General features: G+C 72.7%; 26 protein-coding genes. 21 read left to right on the forward strand and 5 right to left on the reverse strand.

Annotated elements, in window-relative coordinates:
- The first annotated feature begins 145 nt into the window (after nucleotides 1-145).
- The 13 genes from ACU616_RS17455 to ACU616_RS17515 all read left to right on the forward strand — a co-directional run bounded on the left by ACU616_RS17455 (nucleotide 146) and on the right by ACU616_RS17515 (nucleotide 12,062).
- Nucleotides 146-2,284, forward strand: a complete 2,139-nt coding sequence (locus ACU616_RS17455) for a hypothetical protein (protein WP_446759692.1) — start codon at nucleotides 146-148, stop codon at nucleotides 2,282-2,284.
- Between the two features lie 222 nt (nucleotides 2,285-2,506).
- Entirely contained in the window at nucleotides 2,507-2,842 is a 336-nt protein-coding gene (locus ACU616_RS17460; protein ID WP_446759693.1) for a hypothetical protein, read from the forward strand.
- Nucleotides 2,820-3,809 (forward strand): hypothetical protein, encoded by a 990-nt coding sequence (locus ACU616_RS17465; RefSeq protein WP_446759694.1) that lies wholly within the window; start codon nucleotides 2,820-2,822, stop codon nucleotides 3,807-3,809. The genes ACU616_RS17460 and ACU616_RS17465 overlap by 23 nt, the downstream gene beginning before the upstream one ends.
- Nucleotides 3,810-3,912: 103 nt before the next feature.
- Nucleotides 3,913-4,395, forward strand: a complete 483-nt coding sequence (locus ACU616_RS17470; protein ID WP_446759695.1) for an HNH endonuclease — start codon at nucleotides 3,913-3,915, stop codon at nucleotides 4,393-4,395.
- 466 nt (nucleotides 4,396-4,861) lie between these two features.
- Nucleotides 4,862-5,749, forward strand: coding sequence for a hypothetical protein (locus ACU616_RS17475; protein ID WP_446759696.1), 888 nt, complete (start codon nucleotides 4,862-4,864; stop codon nucleotides 5,747-5,749).
- Entirely contained in the window at nucleotides 5,746-6,765 is a 1,020-nt protein-coding gene (locus ACU616_RS17480; protein ID WP_446759697.1) for a DUF4407 domain-containing protein, read from the forward strand. The genes ACU616_RS17475 and ACU616_RS17480 overlap by 4 nt, the downstream gene beginning before the upstream one ends.
- On the forward strand, nucleotides 6,762-7,109 hold the full coding sequence (locus ACU616_RS17485) for a hypothetical protein (protein WP_446759698.1): 348 nt from the start codon (nucleotides 6,762-6,764) through the stop codon (nucleotides 7,107-7,109). Before ACU616_RS17480 ends, ACU616_RS17485 begins: the two co-directional genes overlap by 4 nt.
- A gap of 81 nt (nucleotides 7,110-7,190) precedes the next feature.
- Complete coding sequence (locus ACU616_RS17490) at nucleotides 7,191-8,696, forward strand: endonuclease/exonuclease/phosphatase family protein (RefSeq protein WP_446759699.1); 1,506 nt, start codon at nucleotides 7,191-7,193, stop codon at nucleotides 8,694-8,696.
- Between the two features lie 234 nt (nucleotides 8,697-8,930).
- Nucleotides 8,931-9,206, forward strand: a complete 276-nt coding sequence (locus ACU616_RS17495; RefSeq protein WP_446759700.1) for a type II toxin-antitoxin system Phd/YefM family antitoxin — start codon at nucleotides 8,931-8,933, stop codon at nucleotides 9,204-9,206.
- Complete coding sequence (locus ACU616_RS17500) at nucleotides 9,203-9,466, forward strand: type II toxin-antitoxin system RelE family toxin (RefSeq protein WP_446759701.1); 264 nt, start codon at nucleotides 9,203-9,205, stop codon at nucleotides 9,464-9,466. The genes ACU616_RS17495 and ACU616_RS17500 overlap by 4 nt, the downstream gene beginning before the upstream one ends.
- Before the next feature lie 357 nt (nucleotides 9,467-9,823).
- Complete coding sequence (locus ACU616_RS17505; protein ID WP_446759702.1) at nucleotides 9,824-10,240, forward strand: ribbon-helix-helix protein, CopG family; 417 nt, start codon at nucleotides 9,824-9,826, stop codon at nucleotides 10,238-10,240.
- Nucleotides 10,237-10,599 (forward strand): DUF5615 family PIN-like protein, encoded by a 363-nt coding sequence (locus ACU616_RS17510; protein ID WP_446759703.1) that lies wholly within the window; start codon nucleotides 10,237-10,239, stop codon nucleotides 10,597-10,599. The genes ACU616_RS17505 and ACU616_RS17510 overlap by 4 nt, the downstream gene beginning before the upstream one ends.
- Before the next feature lie 143 nt (nucleotides 10,600-10,742).
- On the forward strand, nucleotides 10,743-12,062 hold the full coding sequence (locus tag ACU616_RS17515; RefSeq protein WP_446759704.1) for a plasmid pRiA4b ORF-3 family protein: 1,320 nt from the start codon (nucleotides 10,743-10,745) through the stop codon (nucleotides 12,060-12,062).
- 291 nt (nucleotides 12,063-12,353) lie between these two features.
- Here ACU616_RS17515 and ACU616_RS17520 read toward each other — a convergent pair whose 3' ends face one another.
- Complete coding sequence (locus ACU616_RS17520) at nucleotides 12,354-12,611, reverse strand: zinc-binding dehydrogenase (protein WP_446759705.1); 258 nt, start codon at nucleotides 12,609-12,611, stop codon at nucleotides 12,354-12,356.
- Between the two features lie 241 nt (nucleotides 12,612-12,852).
- Here ACU616_RS17520 and ACU616_RS17525 point away from each other — a divergent pair, with 241 nt between their 5' ends.
- The 4 genes from ACU616_RS17525 (at nucleotide 12,853) to ACU616_RS17540 (ending at nucleotide 16,024) form a co-directional block, all read left to right on the forward strand.
- Nucleotides 12,853-13,956, forward strand: coding sequence for an endonuclease/exonuclease/phosphatase family protein (locus ACU616_RS17525; RefSeq protein ID WP_446759706.1), 1,104 nt, complete (start codon nucleotides 12,853-12,855; stop codon nucleotides 13,954-13,956).
- The gene (locus tag ACU616_RS17530) at nucleotides 13,953-14,336 is read left to right on the forward strand and encodes a nitroreductase/quinone reductase family protein (RefSeq protein ID WP_446759707.1); all 384 of its coding nucleotides are present in this window, start codon (nucleotides 13,953-13,955) and stop codon (nucleotides 14,334-14,336) included. Before ACU616_RS17525 ends, ACU616_RS17530 begins: the two co-directional genes overlap by 4 nt.
- A gap of 95 nt (nucleotides 14,337-14,431) precedes the next feature.
- Complete coding sequence (locus tag ACU616_RS17535; protein WP_446759708.1) at nucleotides 14,432-15,403, forward strand: hypothetical protein; 972 nt, start codon at nucleotides 14,432-14,434, stop codon at nucleotides 15,401-15,403.
- Between the two features lie 258 nt (nucleotides 15,404-15,661).
- Complete coding sequence (locus ACU616_RS17540; RefSeq protein ID WP_446759709.1) at nucleotides 15,662-16,024, forward strand: cupin domain-containing protein; 363 nt, start codon at nucleotides 15,662-15,664, stop codon at nucleotides 16,022-16,024.
- A 122-nt stretch (nucleotides 16,025-16,146) separates the two neighbouring features.
- Here ACU616_RS17540 and ACU616_RS17545 read toward each other — a convergent pair whose 3' ends face one another.
- Nucleotides 16,147-16,665, reverse strand: a complete 519-nt coding sequence (locus ACU616_RS17545) for an HAD domain-containing protein (protein WP_446759710.1) — start codon at nucleotides 16,663-16,665, stop codon at nucleotides 16,147-16,149.
- Between the two features lie 287 nt (nucleotides 16,666-16,952).
- Between ACU616_RS17545 and ACU616_RS17550 the strand changes: the two genes are divergently transcribed.
- Nucleotides 16,953-17,570 carry a hypothetical protein gene (locus tag ACU616_RS17550; protein WP_446759711.1) on the forward strand — a complete coding sequence of 206 codons (618 nt, stop codon included), beginning with the start codon at nucleotides 16,953-16,955 and terminating at the stop codon, nucleotides 17,568-17,570.
- A gap of 210 nt (nucleotides 17,571-17,780) precedes the next feature.
- Here ACU616_RS17550 and ACU616_RS17555 read toward each other — a convergent pair whose 3' ends face one another.
- Nucleotides 17,781-18,017: a ribbon-helix-helix domain-containing protein gene (locus ACU616_RS17555; RefSeq protein WP_446759712.1), complete on the reverse strand. Its 237-nt coding sequence runs from the start codon at nucleotides 18,015-18,017 to the stop codon at nucleotides 17,781-17,783.
- Nucleotides 18,018-18,180: 163 nt separating this feature from the next.
- Between ACU616_RS17555 and ACU616_RS17560 the strand changes: the two genes are divergently transcribed.
- On the forward strand, nucleotides 18,181-18,417 hold the full coding sequence (locus ACU616_RS17560) for a FitA-like ribbon-helix-helix domain-containing protein (RefSeq protein ID WP_446759713.1): 237 nt from the start codon (nucleotides 18,181-18,183) through the stop codon (nucleotides 18,415-18,417).
- Nucleotides 18,418-18,522: 105 nt separating this feature from the next.
- Here ACU616_RS17560 and ACU616_RS17565 read toward each other — a convergent pair whose 3' ends face one another.
- Nucleotides 18,523-19,146 (reverse strand): hypothetical protein, encoded by a 624-nt coding sequence (locus ACU616_RS17565; protein WP_446759714.1) that lies wholly within the window; start codon nucleotides 19,144-19,146, stop codon nucleotides 18,523-18,525.
- 155 nt (nucleotides 19,147-19,301) lie between these two features.
- Here ACU616_RS17565 and ACU616_RS17570 point away from each other — a divergent pair, with 155 nt between their 5' ends.
- Together ACU616_RS17570 and ACU616_RS17575 are read left to right on the forward strand one after the other, a co-directional pair.
- Complete coding sequence (locus ACU616_RS17570) at nucleotides 19,302-19,985, forward strand: hemerythrin domain-containing protein (protein ID WP_446759715.1); 684 nt, start codon at nucleotides 19,302-19,304, stop codon at nucleotides 19,983-19,985.
- Between the two features lie 337 nt (nucleotides 19,986-20,322).
- Entirely contained in the window at nucleotides 20,323-20,865 is a 543-nt protein-coding gene (locus ACU616_RS17575; RefSeq protein WP_446759716.1) for a hypothetical protein, read from the forward strand.
- A gap of 93 nt (nucleotides 20,866-20,958) precedes the next feature.
- Here the strand turns inward: ACU616_RS17575 and ACU616_RS17580 are convergent, their stop codons facing one another.
- Nucleotides 20,959-21,318, reverse strand: coding sequence for a GrpB family protein (locus ACU616_RS17580; protein WP_446759717.1), 360 nt, complete (start codon nucleotides 21,316-21,318; stop codon nucleotides 20,959-20,961).
- Nucleotides 21,319-21,327 lie beyond the last annotated feature (9 nt).

Below are 21,327 nucleotides of genomic sequence, written 5' to 3' on the forward strand. Positions count from 1 at the left end.
ACTACGTTCAGTACTCGACCGGTTCGCATAGTGGAGCGGCTGACGCATGCGGCGTCGGCGTAGCGAGCACGGCCCAACGGGCTTCCGTCAGGACATGCCCTCACCCGTTGCGAACACCGGACGGCGCGGATGAGTGACGCATTGGGTGGGCTCGATCTCCTTCGAGCAGCGGGACAACTGGCAGATCTGCAAGCGCAGGTCGCTGTTCGGGTCAAACACGCGGACGGCGCTCGGCGTCCGAACCGGCGACGAGCTCTTCATCTATGGCTCTCAGCAGGGCTGGCTCGCTCGATGTCGGGTCACTGCTGACGCATACCGGCCACGCGGCGTCGAGGACGTCCCGTGGCCAGATCCCGAGCGCTACGTCGCCCTCATGCCGATCGAGGTCCTCGACGAGCCCGCGCGACCGGTCGCCATGTCGGGGCCGGAGATCGAACAAGCCATCGGTGCGGGCACGATCCAGCTGCCGCGCTTTCCGCGGGTCGACGCTCAGCGGGCGGGAAACCTGACGGTTCTCCTCTCCCAGGACTACCGCGCTCATCGGAGCGGTGCGCCAGCCGATACGCCGACCTCGGCTCTCGTCCATCCGCTGTTGCAGGCACTCGACGAGCTAAAGGTCGATCGTCAGCTCGGTCGGCCGGCGCCCTATCAGCAACTCGTCCTGCTCTGGGCCATCGCTCAGGCGGTGCAGGGGGAAGAGCGGCTTCGGCCCTTCTCCGTCGTCCGGGACGAGCTGCGCGCCCTGCTGGCGCCGTTCGCGGTCGGGGAGTCCGCCCCGGATCCCGAGCTCCCCTGGTTCGCGCTGCGGAAGTCGCCCTGGTGGCAGCTGTCCCCTGAGCCGGACGGACCGGTCAGCCGCGGTGGAAGGGACTTCGTCCGCTGTGAGGATCCCGTGGCGGGGCTGGTCCGTGAGCTCCACCGCCTCGTGCGCGAGGACGCAGCCTTCCGCCAGGCAGCCATCGACAAGCTCAGTACGCCACTCACGGGGCACCCTTCGCTGCACAGCGCCCTCACGTCCCTCTTCACCGCGCCGGCTGCCGATGAGCGGGTTGAGGACGACGAGGCTGTCGCGGTCTTGCGGGGGCTTGTCGGTCGTCGTTTGACGACCGTCACCGGTCACGTGAACCAGGTCCTCCGTGTGGAACCGCCGGTCGTTACCGTCGCGACGGAGCGGTCACTACGAGGCCAGCCAGTGCCGGTCTGGGACGTGCAGCGGGCGCTGGACCTCCTGCGTCGAGACGGTGCGGTGACCATCGACGTCCCTACCCTCGGACATCGCAGCTCGTTCATCGGTGCGGTGCTCGCGACCTGTGAGGACGTGAGGATCAGCGGATCGCCTCCGGTGGCGGCCGTACACCTTGACCAGGGTCGGCCTCCTGCGGAGGAGCAGGACGACCACCTGGTCGAAGGCCCAGCGGCCATCGGTGCGCAGGGGTATGAGGTCGGTCGGATCTACGACCGCGGCAGCATCCATGACGCGGCCAAGTCGGCAGGGCTGCCAAGCGGAAACCGTCAGACCGGCATCAGCATGGTGGGCAGGGACCTCTGCATCTTCTGGAACCCGCACAAGGGGCTCTACGCGAACCGCTGGCTCGCCGAGCCGCGCGAGTTCACCTACTCCGGCGAGGGCAGCGTCGGTGACCAGCGAGAGGAGGGCGGCAACCTCTGGCTCCTCGAGCGCGAGGGTTCAGGACAGCCGGTCCGACTCTTCGTCAAGACGCGGTCACAGGGATCGGCGTGGATGTACATGGGCGCCTATCTCGTGGCGGAGCACTCGTGGGGATCGAGCCAGGGCGTTGACGGCAAGTGGCGTCGTGACCTCCGCTTTCGGTTCGAGCTGCCATCGGCTCAGGTCTCACACAGGCCGCCTCGCATCCCCACACCGCCATCGATTGCACCGCCGGCGCCTCCGCGAGAAAGGAACTCTGGGACGCCATCCAGCGCGGCACCTCGGCGACCGGAGAGCGGCGGCGAGGCACCAAGACGCACCTCAACAAGCGACTGTCCGACCCGCTCAAGACGGAGTACGTCGTTCAGTGAGCCATCGACTTCGGTGGCACGTGCGAGCTGTGTGACCACAAGCCCGGCTGGCTTGGGGACGACGGTCGGCCGCATTTCCAAGCACACCACCTCGACCCGGACATCGACCTGGTCGACTGCATCGCAGCGCTCTGCGGCACGTGTCACGACCGGATGCACCATTCGACGGACCGCCATGAGGTCGTCACAGCGCTCCTCGACAAGGTGCAAGGACGGCAGCGGGACCGGGGACGACCGACAGTGAGTCGTGAGCGGATCCGCGAGGCCCAACCGCTAACAACCCCGGCGGGTTGAGCTCCCGCGACCCGCAACCAGCGTTCGAGTTGAGCTCCTCCGCCAACGGCGTGTCGGCAATCCCCCCGGCCATGAGCGGCTCGATCGAGTGACGGGCCGTGCGCAGCGGCTTCAGATAGTGGGCGTTCCGCCGATGCCTCGAGAAAGCGAGACACTCGGAGAGGAGAAGCGTGTGGCCACTGGAACACAGCTGAGCGATGGCTCGGGATTTCTCGAGCGCCTACGGAGCGTCGCGGCAGCGGCTAGCGAGCGGGCGGCGGACACGGATCTCGGCAAGAAGCTCGCCCCGGTCGTGGAGCAGGGCCGCAAGGCCACGTCGACTGGCCTGAAGGCAGCTGGTCATATGGGCGAGCAAACGCTTGAGATCGCGACACAGAAGCGGCTCTGGGACGAGCAACGCGCCCTCGTCGACCAGGTGCTCGAGGTGCTCACGCTGCAGCAAGCGCTCATCGAGGACCTCCGTTCGCGGCTCGCAGTCCTCGAGGGTGACGATGAACGCGCCAGCTGATCGACTGCACGTCCTGCGTGAGCGACTCCACGAGCTCGGTGCGACTGCCGTTCCGTGGGAAGACGTAAGCCACCGGGTACAGCAGCTTCGCCACATGCCCCCGGAGGCTTGGGCAACGGCGGGACTGGCGGTCGACGGTTACATCGCCGCTGCAGAGGATGCGTGGCCGGTTGAGATCACCGACGCGTTGCAGCGACTGGGGTGGGCCGACCGATGGGACCCTCGTGCGCTTCGCTTCCTCGTGACGCCCATCGACGGGGCTGCGGCCGCAGGCTTCCGGAACAGCGTCAAGGGCACCGTGTTCGAACAGATGGTGGAGGACCGAGCGGAGGAGGGTCTACTCGACCTGCCAGAGGGCGCTGACGGTCTCGAACTCGCCAAGAGCCTCAACCAGCCTGGCTGGGACGCTGAGCTCCTCCGAGACGACGAGGTCGTCGGCGTTGTGCAGATGAAGGCCACGGGGTCCCTCGACTACTTGATGGAGCACGTCGAGCGCTATCCGGACGTCGAGCACGTGATCGCAACCAGTGAGGTCGCTGCAGCTGCACAAGCCAAGGGCATGGACGTCATCGATGGAGGCGTCAGGAATGACGACTTGACGGCGATGCTCACAGAGGCGGGGGAGTCGTTGGACGCGGGGAGCCTCGTCCATGAGTGGATCCCCGTCACCGGCCTGAGCCTCGTTGTGCTGCGCGCTGTGAGGGCCCACGGTGACGGCGCCTCGTTCGACCAACTGAAAGACATCCTCGCGGAGGAGGGCATCACCCTCGTCGCTGCCCACGCCGCGGGCTTGGTCATCGAGACCACGACTGGGCTGGTCGGGCTCCGATTGGTCACCAGCCTCGGCGTCCGTCTGGGACGGCGTCGCTACCTCGTGCAGCAGAAGGCCCGAGAAGAGCTGCAACGCCAGCGGTCGCTCACTGCAGTTCTTGCGGAGCGAGCACGAGCTTGCGGTGCCGCGTCCTGACCTTTGCGGATGGCCGAGGCCAAGTGCACATAGGCGTCCGCCGACCCGGTGAACCAGTGGCGCGTCGCTCAAGAAGGCCGCTCGCGCTCCCGACCTCGGTCTGGTGACGTTGTCGAGCACCCGAGCGTCTGGAGCGGCGCCGGCCGAACTCTTCGGTGGCGTGCTGGACGGCGTCCTGCACCAGATCGTGGCCGAGCCGTGGCTCCGCGCGCTGCTCGTTCTGCTCCTCGCGCACGCCGTCGTCCGGAGGATCCCAGGCCTTCTCCACGGACGGCGCCGTCGCGACCCACAGCGGTGCTTCCTCCGGGCGGACAAGCGCTTCGTCCTGCAGCGCGCCGGGCACCGCTGCGAGCACCACTCGGTGTTCGGCCGGCGATGCACGGCGACCGATGACCTCCAGGCCGACCACGTGCACCCGCACAGCCGGGGCGGCGCCACCAGCGTGGACAACGGCCAGGCACTGTGCCCGCGGCACAACACGCGGAAAGCCGCGCGGGTCCCGTGGAGCTGGGAGCTGCGGCGGCTCGCGCAGCACCGCGAGGCCTACTTCCCGCCCGGCAGCTCCACGGTCGTCGTCCGGCACTGAGGTTCAGAGCCAGGTCTCGGTGTCGTCGAGTTGGTTACGGATGAGGCCGACGTAGAGGTCCGGCGCAACCACCAGCACGTACAGGCCGGCCCCACTCGTCCAATCCACGCAGCCGCGGGGTGATCGTCGGGTCCCACGACCGCACGAAGCCGTTGAACGTGCCTCGCTGCCACCCGTCGGACAGCTCGTACTCGGCTGCGTTGAGCACGCCGTCGACGTCGAGCAGCAGGATCGGACGGTCCCCGGTCGAACCCATGCTTGGTCCTTCGGGCGCGGCGGACGGTTCATACCCACCTGAAGCCGTGACGTTGCTCCCAAGACCTTGAGCCCCTGGCCGCGTTCCTGACCCGAAGGGGTGAGGAGCCCCTGCCTTCCGTCGGCCGCTCCCGGTACGAACCTCCAGGGCTCCGGAACGACGGAGTCCGTTAAGTCGGACGAGCGGGGACCACCCGCGGCTGGGGGAGACGTGTTCCGGGAACCGCTGTACCGCGATCCGCTCGTCGTCGGCTGGGCGGTGGTCATGCTGCTCGCCGGCTTCGTCGCGCTGAACGGCAACACCGAGTGGAGCGGCCACCTCGAGGCCGACCGCGTCGCCGGCTTCCTCAAGGACCTCGCCGAGGCCTTCCTCTGGTCCTTCTTCCTCCTTCTGCTCCTCGCCTGGCTGCGCGCCAAGGCGTGGCGGTGGACCGGCAGCAGCGGTCCGGTGCGCGGCCCCGTCGGTGGAGGGGGAGCGCGGCGTCCGGACTCCTCCCTGCCGTGGACCGACCGCTGGATCCGCGACTGGCGCGAGGACGACGAGCAGCGGCGAGCCCACGGTCCGACGAGCGAGCCGCGGTTCGTCGCCTGCCGGCACGGCGTCCCCGCGGACGGCGGCGCGTCCGGCCCTCAGGTGCCCGTCCTGCGAGCCCTCTCGGTGAGCCACACGATCGTCCGGCCTGGTTCGAGCGTCCTGGTCACCTGGTGCTTCGAGCACGCGCTCGACGTCCTCGTCGACGGCCGCGGCGGCCACCCGCCGTGCGGCGAGGCGATGGTCCGCGTCGACTCCAGCCGGCGCATCGACGTCGTCGGCCGCAACAGGTTCACGACGACGCCCGCGGCCACGCCGACGGTCGCCGCCGTCGCCGTGCCGCAGCTCGACCTCCCGAGCCTGAGCGCGCCGCCACCGGTGTCCCTGCACGCCGACGTCGCGGCCACGGTCGGCGCCCCGTCGCCGGTCACCCAGCGACTCGACGCCTTCTGGGCCACCCAGGAGACCCTCCGCCCGCAGATCCAGGCGCCGCCCCGCTTCGTCGGCGTGCCCGCCTCCCTCGTCGACAGCCTGCGCCGCAGCGCCGGCCGGAAGGACCCGAAGTGAGCAGCAGGACGTGGGCGGTCCGCCGTCGGTTCAGCCGCGCCGCGATCGCCGAGCAGCTGCTCACGGTCGCCGGCGCCAACCGCGAAGTGCTGCGCGAGGCGCCGAAGGAACGCGGCAAGCAGGTCGCGATGGGCGCCGTCCTGGTCTCCACCGCGGGGCTGGCGGTGGTGTCGGCGAGCTACGCCCTCCACCTGGCGCTGCACCTGTGGTGGCCGGTCGCCATCGTCGGCGGCGTGGTGTGGGGCCTGGTCATCCTCAACCTCGACCGCTGGCTCGTCGTCTCTTCGCCGCGGCTCAAGAGCAAGGCCGGCACCCTGGCGATGGCGACGCCACGCGTGCTGCTCGCCGTCCTCATCGGCGCCGTCGTCTCGACGCCGCTGACGCTCGCCGTCTTCAGCGCCGAGATCGGCACCGAGGTGAAGGTCATGGCGGCCGAGGAGGAGGACGCCTTCACCCGGCAGCTCGCCGAGGACAGCCGCTACGCCCAGCTGCCGGAGCTGCGGGAGCAGATCGCCGCGCTGCAGGCCGACATCGCCGACGGCGTCACGCCGGCGGACGTGGACGCGGACCCCGCCGTGGTGGCCCTGCAGAAGCAGCTGGCGGACACCCGCGCCCGGTTCGAGGAAGCCGAGCAGGCATACCAGGCGGAACGAGACGGCACGGGTGGCAGTGGTGTGCGGGGAGACGGGCCCGAGACCGAATCCAAGAAGCAGGTGCGCGACCGCCTCGAACGAGAGGTCAACGAGCTCACGCGGCAGCTCGAGGACCTCAAGGTGGAGGTGCGCGAGCAGCTGGAGGCGGAGGAGGTCCAGAAGACCGCCGACCAGCGGACGGAGCTGGACCGGCTGCGGACGCTGGTCGCCGACACGCAGGAGCAGCGCGACGCCGAGATCACCGCGCACGACGAGGCGGTCGGCAACAGCGACGGCATCCTCGCCCGGCTGACGGCACTCGGACGGCTGGGGGAGGACAACCCGACGCTGGCGACGGCGCACTGGCTGCTGTTCCTCTTATGACCGCGCTCGAGTGCCTGCCGATCCTCTTCAAGACGATGCTCGCGCTGGCCCCGCCGTCCCTGTACGAGAGGCTGCTCGCGCTGGATGAGGAGAAGGTCGAGGAGCGGGTCCGGCTGCGGATGCAGACCGAGTACGAGGAGGCCGAGGTGCTGGCCAAGTCGGCGTTGGCCGCGGCCGAGGCCCGGGCGGCGCGCACGTTGGAGGCGGAATCACGAGCGACGGGGATGGTGCTCGACGCGCAGCTCGACGTGACCCGGCACGGCGTCGAGCGCTGGCGCGACGAGCAACTGGAAGACACGCGCCGGGTCAACGGGCACGGGACGGACCTCGTCAAGCGCGGCTGAGGCGACCGCGTGCCGGTCCGCCGGATGCCGGACCCGGCGGGCGAAGGTGTCGGGACACCGACCGACTCCTGGAGGAGCACCGTGCGCATCGGCACCTGGAACCTCGATCGCTGCCCTAGTTCGACGTCGGAGAAGGGGCACGAGGTCGCTGCCCGGCTCGACGAGCTGAAGGCCGACCTGTGGCTGCTCACGGAGGTGAACCGGGACTGGGACCCGCGTGGCGGGTCCTTCGTGGTGTCGCGTCCGCGGAGCTTCGACCCCGACGCACCCAAGCGCTGGGCCGGCATCGAGACGTCGCTGCCGCTGACCGCGATCCCGTCCCAGGGCGAGCACCCGGGCAACGAGGGTCTCGTACTCGGTCGCGTGGAAGTCGACGGCAGGAGCGTCCTGGTCGCCTGCTCGGTTCTGCCGTGGAGGGGTGCGGCGAGGTACTGGTCGGACCTCCCGGACGGCCAGTTCGCGCAGTTCAACTCCGTGCTGCAGCACCACGTCGAGCGCATCCGGAATGAGCGCCGTGAGAGCGAACCGCTCATCTGGGGCGGGGACTTCAACCAGGAGCTCCAGCGCCCGGTCTCCGGGGGCACGGTGGAGGGGATGCTCACGCTGCAGTCGGCGTTCGAGTCGCTCGGGCTGGTCGCGCTCACCGTGGACGCCGAACACCGCAAGGGACACATGCGCTCGATCGACCACCTCGCCGTCAGCCGGCACTTCACGGCCGGCCCCGCCGAGACGCACCGCCTCTCCTGGTCCGATGGCAGGGATCTCAGCGACCACGCCGCCTACACGGCCGACATCGAGCTGACCGGCCTGGACACCGGGTCGGGCCCGACCGCGGTCGCCACACGGGACGAGTTGTCCCGTTCGGCGTCGTGGACCGGCGTCCCCGGTTTCCTCCGGAAGGGCGAGCAGCGACCCCCGGTGGACGTCGTCGAGCTCGACGAGCAGTCGAACATGGCCAAGGCGGGACAGGAGCTCGTCGAGCGGCTGCTGCGTACCGGCATCAACGGTTTCGGGCCGTTCAAGCCCGCGGCCGAGTCCGCCCGTGAGGCGCTCGAGGGTCGTACGGCGGACCAGGCCGTGAAGGCGCTCGTCCGCAATCACTGCGCGATGGCCGGCGCCCAGGGGTTCGTGACCAACATCGGTGGCCTCGTCACGTTGCCCGTCACCCTGCCGGCGAACGTGGGCGCCTCCTACCTCGTCCAGACCCACCTGGCGGCGGCGATCGCCGCCGTCCACGGGCACGACCTGGGCAGCGAGCGAATGCGGTCGGCCGTTCTCCTGTGCCTGCTCGGCAACGCGGGGACCGAGGTCGTCAAGCGGGCCGGCGTGACGGTCGGCACGAAGCTGAGCACGACGCTGATCCAGCGGATCCCGATCACGTTCCTCCGGGAGATCAACAAGCGTGCCGGGTTCATGCTCGTCGCGAAGTTCGGGACGAAGCGGGCGGCGCTGACCCTCGCGAAGGGTGTCCCCGTGGTCGGCGGCGTGATCGGGGGAGGGTTCGACGTGGTCGCCACCCGAGCGGCGGGCGCCTATGCCGACCGGACCTTCCGGCCGGGGGTGCCGGACGACGTGCCTGCGTCGTAGACGAGGTCATGGCCTCGTCGTCCGGCGGATCGGTCGCCTGCGTCGAGGCCGTGGGAGGCGATGGTCGCGGCGGCGAGAGCCGCCATTCGATCGGCTCGGCCGGCGGACGGTCGGCGTCCGTCGTTCGGGCGGTCGCCCCCGAGCGCCCATCCGGTCCGAATCGTGCACCTTCCAGCCGCGGGCCGCCTCACCGGCGAGCCTGTAGCTGGGCCTGCACAGATGTACCTTGTGTACATGTCAGGGCAGAGCGAGCGCAGTGTGTCTGATGCGCGGAAGGACCTTGCTGCCGTCGTCGACCAGGCCCGCTCGACGCATCAGCCGGTCTACCTGAGCCGTCGCGGCCGGCGGGTGGCGGCGGTCATCGCCGCGGATGACCTCGACCGTCTGCAGGTGCTCGCCGAGGACATGTCCGACATCCTCGATGCCGAGGCCGCCCGCGCCGAGCTACGGGACACGGCAGCCGAGCCCGTGCCCTGGCAGGAGGTGAAGGCCGACCTGGGCCTGACGTGACCTACCAGGTCCGGCTCGCGCCGGCCGCCGTCCGTCAGCTGCGCAAGCTCGACCCGCAGGGTCGCCGGCGCGTCCAGGCGGCCATCGACCTGCTGGCGGACGACCCACGTCCCCCGGGAGCGCGGCAGCTGGTCGGCGGAGCCGGGGAGTGGCGGGTGCGGACCGGCGACTTCCGCATCGTGTACGACATCCGCGACCGGGAACTGCTGATCCTGGTCGTCAAGGTCGGTCACCGGAGGGACGTCTACGAGCGGCGGTGACTCGGTCCGGCAGCCAGCAGCCGGTCGGCGTCGCCTGCCCAGGTGGTCAGCCACTGGATCTCCACCTGGCCCGACTCGTGCAGCTGCCGCAGGCGAGCGGTCACGGTCGGGTTCCGGAACAGCAGGAAGCCGTTGTACGTGCCCGCGCCCAGCCCTCGGGGAGATCCCGGCGAGACGCGTCGAGCACGCCGTCGACGTCCAGCTGCAGGATCGGACGGTCCCGCGTCGAGCCCATCATCAGCCCCCTTCCTGTGGCGGTAGGCGGTCGAGCGCTCCGTACCCGGGTCGCGATGACGCCCTGCAGTGTTCCGTGCCCAGCCTGCGCGCACCGGCGAGGCCCACTGTGATCCGAGGTCCGTGCGACTGTCTGACGACGTCCTGCGCCGCCTCACCGACCTCGCCGAGCGGCGGGGGGTCTCGGTGTCGTCGACCATCGAGCGGCTGCTGGATGAGGCGCTCCGCCGCGACGCTCATCCGGGGATCACGTTCCGCGACGGGGCCGGCGGCCGACGGGCCGGTCTGGTGGGTGGGCCGGACGTCGACGAGGTGGTCCGCACCCTCCGGGTCGTCCAGGAGGAGCGTCCGGCCGACGTCGTGGCCACTGTTGCCGAGATGACGTCGCTGACCGAGGGCCAGGTGGGGACCGCCGTCGCCTACTACGCCGACCACCGGGACGAGATCGACGCGCGCATCGCCGCGCACGAGCGCGCCGTGGACGAGGCGGAAGCGGCCTGGCGCCGCCGGCAGGAGGTCCTGGCCGGTCCGCGCCGGTGAGGTTGCTGCTCGACGAGATGTACCCGCGGAGGCTCGCTGAGCAGTTGCGGATCGAGGGGCACGACGTCCTCGCCGTCGTCGAGCTGTCGGACCTCATCGGTCGAGAGGACGCTGAGGTGGCGCGCTGGGCCCGCGACGACGGGAGGGTCGTCGTCACGGAGAACGTCGTGGACTTCGCGCCGTTGGACGTCGACGCTCACGCCGGCCTGCTGCTCGTCAACGGCCGTCACTGGCCGCGCACCCCGAGCGGGCTGCCGCGGCTGCTGCCGGCCCTTCGTGCCTGGCTCGACGCGCGGACCGCGGAAGAGGAGGTGCGTCGCGGCGTCGTCCTCGTCGAGTGGTTGTGCGCCCAGCGATGACGCCGACCGGCCCGCAGCGGCCAGCTGGGACTTCGAGTCCCCACCTCGGTCGTGCGCCACGGCCCTGAGTCGCGGGAACCCGAGGGTGGCAACGGCTTCGGCGGCCGTCCCTCCTACTCGCCGGTACTTGCGACGATGCCCTGATGGAGACCCGCGACGTCGCCGAGCTGATCGACCGGCTGCGCCGGTCCCGGTCGGCGCCGATGCTCCGGCTCATCGACGACGCCGCCCTGGACGCCGGTCCGGCGCCGGAACCCGACCCGGCGGCAGTCGAGCCCTACCGGTGGCTGCTGGCGCGGGTCGGCGACGGCGTCCGGCTCACCCAGGCCGGCTACCTGCCGACCGCGATGGTCACCGAGACGATGCGCAGCCTCGGCTGGGACGCCGACTGGATCGGCAAGCAGAACCGGGAGGACCAGACCCTTCCCGTCCTGCTGCTGCGGGACTCCGCCCGCCGCTTCGGCCTGCTGCGCACCTCCCGCGGCGTCCTGCTGCCCACCGTTGCCGGACGGCGGCTCACCGACGACCCGATCGGACTCTGGTGGCACCTGGCCGATCGCCTGCCACTCACGCGCGGCGAGGCCGAGCGCGTCGCCGGCCTGCTGTACCTGATCGCGGTCGCCGCGCGGCGACCGCGGCCGCAGGCGCTGGTCGCCGAGGCCCTCGGCGTGCTCGGTTGGGCCGACCGGAGCACCGGCCGGCCGCCGGACGAGATGGACGTGGTCGCGCTCACCCGGGACACCGCCACGGTCCTCGACCGGCTGGGCCTGCTGGAGGGCCGGCCACGGGCCGAGCGGCGACCCGGTCCGGGGGCGGTGCAGCTGGCCCGTGCCGCGCTGCTGCGGAACCGTGCTCCGGAGCCCGCGCTCGCCTCCGCCGGACCTCCGGCGTCCGGACGGCGGGACGAGGCCGTCGAGCTGACCGTCGTCCTGCGAGACACCGAGCCGCCGGTCTGGCGCCGGCTGCTCGTCCCGGCCTCGCTGAGCCTGCGGCAGCTGCACGCCGTGCTGCAGACCGCGATGGGCTGGCAGGACGCGCACCTGCACCTGTTCGAGGTCGCCGGTGTCCGTTATGGCGACGTCGAGGACCTCGCGGACCCGCTCGGCGACGAGGAGACCACCACCGTCGGCGACGCCGCGGCCGTCACGCGTGTCTTTCGCTACGACTACGACTTCGGCGACGGCTGGGAGCACGACGTCCGGATCGGTGAGCGGCTCGCGTCCGTCGGTCCGGGGACGCCGCGGTGTCTCGACGGTGGTCGCGCTTGCCCGCCGGAGGACTGCGGTGGCCCGCCCGGGTACGAGCGGCTGCTCGCGGTGCTGGCCGATCCGGCGGACCCCGAGCGTCCGGAGCTGCTGGAGTGGCTGGGCGGGGAGTTCGATCCCGACGCCTTCGACGTGGCCGCGACGGACGACCTCCTCGAGCTGTACGACCGGCACACCCGGCAGCGCACCCGGCGCTGATCGGCGAGGGAAGGGCGCCTTCGCTGTCGACGATCGGACTCACCTGACCGACTCCCGGCCCCGCCCTCCGAACGGCCCCGCCCTTCTGTGGTCGTACCGCTCGTCCATACCAGACCCGGGCGAGCGCAGTGCCTTCGAAGCGCCCAGGGAACTGGCCGCCGTCGTCGGCCAGGCCCGCTCGACGCATCAGCCGCTCCACCTGAGCCGCCCCGGCCGGCACGGTCGCGGCCGCCGACGAGCCGTTCGTGCTCCCCGGCAGCGTGCTGGGCTGCGCCGCACCGAGCCGAGGACCTATCCGTCGGACACCGCGCACTGCCGGTCGGCGCCCGCTGGGCGGTGACGACGCCGAGCAGGCCCAGGACGCTGAGCAGCAGGACACCAGGACGTGGGAGGCGGCCACCGAGCGGGTCGGTCCCCGGGCACGACGACGGCGCGACCGCGGACCGCTCCCTCGTGCAGCCGGCGGTAGGCCTCGGGTGCCTCGTCCAGCGAGTACTTCTCGACCTCGACGTGCACCGCGCCGGCCCGGGCGAGGTCCAGCACCTCCATCAGCTCCGCCGCGTACCCCAGTACGGCGCACGCACCGACGCCCCGATGGGCGTGGAGAAGAAGCCGGTCGGGAGCGGCCCGCCGCCGCTACCGACGATCTGCATCACGCCGTCCAGCGCCACCGACTTCCGGAGGAGCCCCCGCGGCCTGTACCGGACGCCGGTGTATCTGCGCGGCCTCCGGCGTCCTCCGTTCCGCAGTGGGTACAGCAGTGCACGCCGGTCGCGCCGGGAGGCGTGGCGTGCGCCGCGGCCACGGGTGGACCGGTGACCTGGGGAGGCGCGACGTGGTGCGGATCGGCACGTGGAACCTGGAGAACCTGTTCCGGCCCGGGGACGAGGGCGGTCCCGCGGACCCGGCGGTGTACGAGGCCAAGCTGGCGGCCCTGGCCACGGTGATCACGCAGATCGAGCCCGACGTGCTGGCGGTGCAGGAGGTCGGCAACCCCGCTGCCCTCGCCGACCTGGCCGCACGGGTCGATGGCGAGTGGCACTGCGCCACCGCCGGGGTGGAGGAGGGCCAGCGCCCCATCCGGGTCGGCTACCTGTCGCGGCTGCCACTGACCGAGGTCACGGAGATCACCGCCTTCCCGGAGAAGCTGGACCCGATCCAGGTCGACGACGCCGGCACCCGCCTGGCGGTGTTGGGGCGGGCGGCGCTGCGTGCCCGGGTCACCGTCGGCGGGTCGCCGATCGACCTGATCACCTGTCACCTGAAGTCCAAGCTGCTGACCTTCCCGCCCGGCCCCGACGGGCGGCCCCGGTTCGACACCCGGGACGAGGGCGAGCGGGCCCGCGCCGCGGTCTACGCACTGAGCCGGCGCGCCGCCGAGGCCGCCACCGTGCGCGCGGCCGCCACCGAGCTGCTCGACGGCCGGGGCCAGGACCGTCCCCTGGTGGTCCTCGGCGACCTCAACGACGTCCCCGAGGCGGCGACCACACAGATCCTGCAGGGCCCGCCCGGCTCGGAGATCGGCACCGACGGCTTCGCCCAGCCCGACCGGGGCGACGGCCAGCGGCTGTGGAACCTGGCCGCCCTCATCCCCGCGGACCAGCGGTTCAGCCGCCGCCACCGCGGCCGCGGCGAGCTGATCGACCACATCCTGGTCAGCCACGCCCTGGTGCACTCCGTGGGCGACGGCGACGTGCGGACCGACGGAGCCGGCCCCACCCCTCGATCGACGACGACCCGAGCCTGCGGCAGGACGCGGCGGGCTCGGACCACCGCCCCGTCGTCGCCCAGTTCGACGTCTGACCCCTGCAGCGTCTCCGCCGGGGAGAGGAGGACGGAATGGCCGAGCAGACAGGCACCACGGGATGGCTGTCCCGCACGAGGAAGCGCGTGAGGTTGCCGCAGGGCAACGGCATCGTCCTGGCCGTGCTGCGCTCGCGCGCCCACCGGCTGCTGAGCGGCTCCGCGGTCGAGCTGCGCTACACCGGGCGGCGCAGCGGGCGGGAGTACATGCTCCCGGTGCAGTACGCCGACGCCGGGGACTCCCTCGTGGTGCGGCCTCAGCGATGGCAGCACGCCACGTGGTGGCGCAACTTCCGGACGCCGCAGCCGGTGACCGTGCGCCTCGCCGGCCGGCTGCGCGAGGGCACGGCGCGGGTGGTGGAGCCCGACGATCCGCAGTGGGAACCGGCCCGGCAGGTCTACGTGGCGCGGTGGCGGCGGTCCGCGCGGAGCGGACCCGGACCGCTGGTGGTGATCGACCTGCGGTCGTGACCGCGGCCGGCGGGAACCGATCGGGCACCGGGACGACGCCGGGCTCCCGCGTGGTACGAGATGTCCCCGTCCTCGGACCGGAGGAGGGTCCCCGCATGCCGCCTGCGGACTCCCCGCGCCCGCGCGCGCTGGGCTGGCCGGACGTACCGGTGGAGGTGCGCCGGGCCATCGCCGACGCCGTCGGAGCGCCCGTCGTGTCCGCCTCGTCGCCACCGGGTGGCTTCACCCCTGGCGTCGCCGCCCGGCTGCTGCTGGCCGACGGCCGGCGGTGTTTCGTGAAGGCCGCCTCCGCCGCGTACGGGGACTGGGTGGCGGCGGCCTACCGGCACGAGGCCGCGGTCAACGTCCACCTGCCGCCCTCGGTCCCCGCTCCGCGGATGTGGACGCACCTCGACGACGGGGACTGGATCTGCCTGGTCTTCGACGACGTGGCCGGCCGCTTCCCGTCGCCGTCCTGGGACGGCGACGACCTGGTCCGTGTCCTGGACGCGGTCGACCGCAGCGCGCAGGCCCTGAAGCCCAGTCCGGTGCCGGACGCCGCTGGAGTCCAGGACGCCTTCGCCACGGTCCTCGGCGGCGCCTGGGAACGACTCGCCGAGGACCCCGCGCTGCCGGACGCCGATCCCTGGGCCGCCGGCCACCTCCCGGCCCTGATCGCCCGGGAGCCGCGCTGGGCCGACGGCGTCGACGGGCAGACGCTGCTGCACCTGGACCTGCGCCGCGACAACATCCTGCTCACGCCGACCGAGGTGGTGTTCGTCGACTGGGCGTGGCCGGCCGTCGGGGCACCCTGGCTGGACCTGGTGTGCTTCCTGCCCGGCGTGGCCGGCATGACCAGCCGCCACGACCTCGACGCCGTCTTCTCCTCCCGCGCCGCAGGCCGGGCAGCGCCACCGGCCGCGGTCGACGCCTTCCTCGTCGCCCTCGCCGGCTACTGGCGGGCCGGCTCCCTGCTGCCCGCTCCCTCCTACGCCCCGCTGCTGCGCACCGAACAGCGGCTTGCCGCCGACGGAGCCACCCGCTGGCTACGGGCACGAGCCTCCGGCTGGTCCTCGACGAGCACCTGACCGGCCACGCGCCCGACGGCCGTTCCCGAGGCTGCCCCGGCGGTGGAGGGCGCTCGGGCCCGGATCGCGGCTCGTCACCACTCATAGCGCGATGATCCGCTGACGCGGCTGAGGCCGTTGACCGTCGCGGGTGAGGCGCGCACAGTCGACCGCACCGGACACCCGCGCCCGACGCAGCAGGAACATCCCGTTCGGTTGCGCTGCGGGGACGCGGCCCGGTCGTCCCAACTCCTCGAAGTCAGCAGGAGGCGACCAGCGATGGCCAGCATCGAGACGAAGAGCATGGACCACCCTGACGAGTCGCGGACCCCGGACAAGACGAGCGTGGGCGTCGTCCACCTGGGCGGCGCCACCGTGGGTCGCTTCACCCTCCAGCCCGGTTGGCGGTGGTCGGACTGCATCAAGCCGGTGGCCGGCACGGACACCTGTGAGGCGGCGCACCTCGGATACGTCGTCTCCGGCAGGATGCACATCGCGGCGACCGACGGCGCTGAAGCCGACGTCGGTGCGGGTGACGCCTACCGCCTCGAACCGGGCCACGACGCCTGGGTCCTGGGCGATGAACCGGTCGTGGTGTTGGAGTTCGAGAGCAAGACGGCCGACACGTACGCCAAAGGCTGACCGACGGCTGCGGCCGTCGGTGCGCTCCGATCCGCACCGGAGCGGCTCCACCGCCACGACCTCGGGGGGGTGGGCCGCTCCGGTTCACCGGGCGCTCCCGGGACGCCATGTCACGGGTGCGGCTACAGCCACGCCTCGATCGCGTCGAGTTGGGCGTGGGTCAGCCCGACGGCCCGGTCCGGGGCGACCACCAGCACGTGCGGGTGAGCGGCCAGCCAGTCGCCGGTGTCGTCGGCCTGCTCGGCCAGGTCGTCGTCGATCCACACGATCCGCCGGTCGGGCTCCGCCTCGGCCACCTCGCGCGCCATGGCGAGCTTCCACCACCCCGACGCGCCGTCGAGCGCCCCGAGGAACCCGGTCGGTGCGGCACCGGCGCGGGCGTGCGTCCGCAGTCCGCGCGGCAGGCCCATCGGTCCGGCCAGCAGCCGGTCGGCGTCGCCTGCCCAGGTGGTCAGCCACTGGATCTCCACCCGGCCCGACTCGTGCAGCTCCCGCAGCCGGGCGGTGACGGTCGGGTCCCAGGACAGCAGGAAGCCGTTGAACGTGCCCCGCGCCCAGCCCTCGGGGAGATCCCGGCGGGGCGCGTTGAGCACGCCGTCGACGTCGAGCAGCAGGATCGGACGGTCTCTGGTCGAGCTCATCGTCGGTCCTCCGCCTGAACGGACGTGCGATCGAGCGTTCCGTACCCCCGGCACCCGCAACGGTGAACCCGCCGGCCGCACGCCGTGTCGGTCGTCGCTGGGTCGCCCGGTCACGCACGAGAGGCCGTCCCGGCGCATCCGCACACGCGGTGAACGGCCGAGCTGGGGTCCGGAACCGGACCGCTCCCGAGCACGCCTGGAAGCACCCCGGTCCCCCTATCCTCGCGGAGGTGCGGCAACCCGATCGCGCGGTCACCTCCCCACGGCGCCGACGTCGCCGGTGGGAGGTGGCCATAGCCACCACCGCCGCGGCCCTGGGAGTGAGCAGCGTGGTGGCCCTGGCGACGGCGGACGGCGAACCTCCGACGAGCGCGGCCCCGACCGCTGCCGCGACGACCAGCAGTGCGCCCTCGACGTCGCCGCCGGTCCAGCCTCCCGCCGAGGAGTCGGCCGCCGCCCCGCCGGAGACCATCGCGGGCCTGGTCGAGGACCTGACGGCGCGACCGGACGCGGCCGGACCGGCCGGCCCACTGCTGCGGGACGGGCTGCAGGGTCTCGCATCCGAGGACGAGGGCGTGCGCCAGGTGTCGGCGCTGCAGGTGCTGTCGGTCGTGATCAGCGGTGAGGCGCTCGATCCCCGGTACGCCACCGCCACCCGGCTGGCCCTGTTCCGCGCGATGACCGGCCTAGCACCGGCGCCTGCCGGACTCCCGTCGTGCCTCGAGGTCCGGCAGGGGACGCCGCCCGCCGTGGTGCAGGGCTACGCGAGTCAGATCGTCGACGCGTTGCCGGCCTGGCAGGCCGACGGGTTCCCGGCCGACGAGAGCGCACGCCTGCGGGAACTGATCGCACCGGTGGTGGCGGGCCAGGCGACCCTCGACCTGGGTCCGTGCCCGGGGCAGTGACACCAACCGGGCACCGGCGGACTGCACGCACGCGTCACTGGTGCGGCTGAGATCGCTCAGCAACACCGACCGGTACCTCGGTCGAGAGCCCGCGGATCCTGCTGGTGATCGGGGTGACTGTGACCCGGGACAGGTGTGGGCGCACCACCTCACGAGTCAGCACGAGCACGGGACGGGTCTCGTCGAGCTGAGCCAGGTGGATCGGGCGCATCAGTCGAGATCGTCGAGTGGCGTCCGGGCGGCGTGCTCGGCAAGCGCGTCCAGGTCGTCGGGGCCGGGATCCGCAGCCAGGATGGCCGCGTCCCGGGCTGCGATCTGGCGACGCCGTTCCCGTCGGAGCGCCTGGCCGACCACGGCGGCCCGGGACGACGCGCGGCCGTCGGACACCAGCTGGTCGATGAACGCGACCAGTTCCTCGGGAAGGCGGACGGCGATCCGCGTACTCACCTGGCCGACGGTAGTGGCGTGGGGTGCAGCGCGGGATCACGTCGCGTTGCCGTCATCGTCCCGGAGTTGGCATCCACGTCCGTCGCTCCGCAGGGGACCGCCGTGCGCGGATCCCGATGCCGTTGCAGGCAGCAGCGTGCGGGTCTCGCTGCACCATCCACGCGTGCCCGTGTCGATCACCATCCCCGACGTGCCGGATGACACGTATGACGAACTCGCCGCCCGGGCCACCCGGGCGGGTCTGTCGCTGCAGGAGTACGTGCGCAGGCGGCTGATCGAGCTGGCCCGACGTCCGGACCCCGTCGACCTGTGGGACCGGGTCGAGCACCGGACGAGGGTGACCGGGAGCAGGGTGACGGCCGAGGAGATCCTCGAGCTCCGCGACACCGATCACCGGTGACGATCGCCGTCGACCTCCCCACAGGGGTCGCCCCGACCGGTCGGCGGTCGACGGCGAGCGCCCCGCGCCCGGGGTCACGGGGCGGGGCGCTCGGGTTCCGGCAGGTCAGGCGGCCGTCCGGCTCAGCCAGCCGGCGGCGGCGATGCCCAGGCCGAAGACGACGGTGCCGGGGATGATCCCCCAGCCCTCGACCGGCAGCGCCCCCGCCAGCACCCCGCCCACCGGCAGCGCGAGCAGCGACACCGCCACCGGCGCGGGCAGCAGCCGGGAGCGCAGCGCCCCGACGGCGACGAGCAGCGGGCCGAGCAGCGTGGCGGTGCCGGCCAGCGCGGAGAACCACAGGGTCGCCTGCTCGACCGCGGCGAAGCCGGAGTGCATGGCCGGCGCGACGTAGGCCTCCGTGTAGCTCCCGACCGGGATGAGCACCAGCCCCACCCACAGCACGGCCAGGCCGATCGTGGCGACCCGCGAGGGGGCGAGGCGCGCGGCGAGCGCGCCGGCCCCGGCGGCGACGAGCACCGCACCGGCGCCGAAGGTGACGTGCGCGGCCACCCAGGTCGCCGCCTGGTGGGCCGCCTCGCTGTGCTCCATCGGGTGCAGGGCGTTGCCGGCGGCGAACAGCACGCCCCCGGCGGTGACGGCCAGCCCCCGCAGGGACGGGGACGGCCGGTGGTCGCGGACGGCGGCAGCCGGGGTCGCGGTGGACGGAGGAAGGGCGGTGGCGGTCAAGGCGTGTCCTCGTGGTGAGTCGGAGTCCGGGGAACCCGGTCGCTGAGGACCGTGGTCGGTCGCGCTTCCCGCCTCCTTGCAGCGGCGTCGTAAGCGGCCGGTAAGTGGCCCGGGGGAGCGTCCGCGGCGACCGACCCACCGCCCGGAGGACCACCATGACCAGCACCGACCCGATCCGCGTCCGCCCCCGCGCCGAGGGCGACCCCGTGCCCGACGTCCTGGGCATGCGCCTGGCGCACCGCGCGATGCTGCGGGACGCCACCCGGTTGACCGACCTCGCCGAGCGGCTCGCCGCCGCGCCGGCGACCGGGCAGCGGCGGGCCGACGCCGTCGCGCGCTACGTCCGCGACTTCGCCGACTCGGTGCACCACCACCACAGCGTCGAGGACGACGTCCTGTGGCCGGTGCTCGCCGCCTCGGCCGGGCCGCACGTCGACCTCACCGAGCTCTCCGACGACCACGCCGCCCTCGACCCGGCGCTGGACCGCCTGCGCGCCGCCGCCGACGCCTTCCGCGCCCGTCCCGGTGAGGACACCGCCACCGCCCTCGCCGTGGAGCTGGCCGAGCTGCGCGACACCCTCACCGAGCACATCGGTGACGAGGAGGCCTCGGTCTTCCCGGTGATCGAGCGCCACGTCTCCGTCGCCGACTGGGCCGCGGTGGAGGTGCGCATCCGCAGGCGGGCGCGGCTGTCGTTCGAGGCGCCGCGGGTCCTCGCCGTCACCACGCCGGAGGAGCGCGCGGCCATCGAGCGGGAGGGCGGCCTGGCGCTCAGGGTGCTGCTCGCCGTCCTGGTCCCGCCGTTCCGGCGCCGGGAGAGGGTGGTCTTCTCCGGCTGAGGCTGCACCGGACGGGGCGCTGGGAGGACACCCGTCGTCCGACCAGCCCCCTACACTGCGTCGCGCGCCGGCTGCGTCGATGCGGAGGTGGGAGATGTCCGCCCTGCCCAGATCGCCCCGCCCGAGGTCCGCGTGCGCCGGGCGGAGCCGGCCTCTGGTCGCAGTGCTGGTCGCCGGCTTGCTCGGTGGGTGCCAGGGCGGTTCGGTCGGCGGCTCTGCCGGCGCGGAGGCCTCGTCGTCCTCACCGTCCGAGCTGCCCGGTGGGTGCTCGGAGGACAGGCACTGCGAATTCGCGGCCGGCACCTACCGGCTCAGCGGCGGCGAGGTCATCCCGGGGATGCAGCTGACGTTGCCCGCGGGGTGGTCGAGCAGGGAGAACAACCGGGGAGAACTCAACCTGCTCCCGCCGGACAGCGACGACGACCAGGTGTTCTTCTGGATCGACATGGTCCCGGTCACGAGCACCGGCCCGGGCCACGGGACCGCCCTGACCGATGTCGGGACCAGCCCCGACGCCTTGGTCACCTGGCTCACCGGCAACCCCGACGTCGAGATCGTCACCCCACCGGAGCCGGGGACCGTCGGGGACACCCCGGTGACGACGCTGACCGCCACGGCCTCCGCCACGGCCGACTACGGGGACCCGGACTGCCCGGCGAACCCCCGGTGCGTCGACCTCTTCACCAACCCCCGCACGTGGGGGACCAACTCCTACGGCATCGGCGGCGACGAGGAGGCGATGTTCTCCCTCGGCACGGTGGCCCTGGGCGACGGGCCGCACACCGTGGTCGTCGCGCTGGACTCCCCGGACCACGAGCGGCTCACCCGCCTGTCGAGCGCCGCACAGCCGATCATCGACAGCGTCCGGTTCCCGGCGTAGCACCGCAGCCGCGCCGGTCCGGGCCCTGCTGGCACCCGCCGGCCAGCAGGCGGCCGGTGGATCGGGCGCCGGCCGGCACGCGCGGCCGGCCGCTCACCCACCTGGACGGCCACCGCTCGGGGCCGGTGGGCCCTCCGCGGCGCCGAGGACCTCCTCGACCACGGCGGTCTTGGCGTCGGCGTGGTCCTGCACGTGCCGCCAGGCCCGCCGGGCCAGCTCGCGCTTGGTGCGCGCGCAGCGGTCGCGCGCCGCGTCGTCGGCACGCAGCCGGTCCCGGAAGCGCACCATCCGCTGCACCTCGGCCGCGCCCGCGCCGAAGACGTGCACGTTGACGTCGGTGTCGGGTCCCTTGAGGAGGCGGTGCTCGAACCAGTCGGGCTCCCGGATCCGCAGTGCATAGCCGGCCGCCTCCAGCTGCGGTACGTACCCCGGCTCGTCGGCCGGCGGTGCCATGGCGCCATG

Source organism: Geodermatophilus sp. URMC 62 (assembly GCF_052931475.1).

Coding starts and splice junctions, on each gene's coding strand:
- ACU616_RS17540 (WP_446759709.1), top strand. CDS start 15,662: ATGGCCAGCATCGAGACGAAGAGCATGGACCACCCTGACGAGTCGCGG.
- ACU616_RS17520 (WP_446759705.1), bottom strand. CDS start 12,611: ATGGAGGTGCTGGACCTCGCCCGGGCCGGCGCGGTGCACGTCGAGGTC.
- ACU616_RS17495 (WP_446759700.1), top strand. CDS start 8,931: ATGTCAGGGCAGAGCGAGCGCAGTGTGTCTGATGCGCGGAAGGACCTT.
- ACU616_RS17515 (WP_446759704.1), top strand. CDS start 10,743: ATGGAGACCCGCGACGTCGCCGAGCTGATCGACCGGCTGCGCCGGTCC.
- ACU616_RS17545 (WP_446759710.1), bottom strand. CDS start 16,665: ATGAGCTCGACCAGAGACCGTCCGATCCTGCTGCTCGACGTCGACGGC.
- ACU616_RS17535 (WP_446759708.1), top strand. CDS start 14,432: ATGCCGCCTGCGGACTCCCCGCGCCCGCGCGCGCTGGGCTGGCCGGAC.
- ACU616_RS17485 (WP_446759698.1), top strand. CDS start 6,762: ATGACCGCGCTCGAGTGCCTGCCGATCCTCTTCAAGACGATGCTCGCG.
- ACU616_RS17570 (WP_446759715.1), top strand. CDS start 19,302: ATGACCAGCACCGACCCGATCCGCGTCCGCCCCCGCGCCGAGGGCGAC.
- ACU616_RS17580 (WP_446759717.1), bottom strand. CDS start 21,318: ATGGCACCGCCGGCCGACGAGCCGGGGTACGTACCGCAGCTGGAGGCG.
- ACU616_RS17575 (WP_446759716.1), top strand. CDS start 20,323: ATGCAGCTGACGTTGCCCGCGGGGTGGTCGAGCAGGGAGAACAACCGG.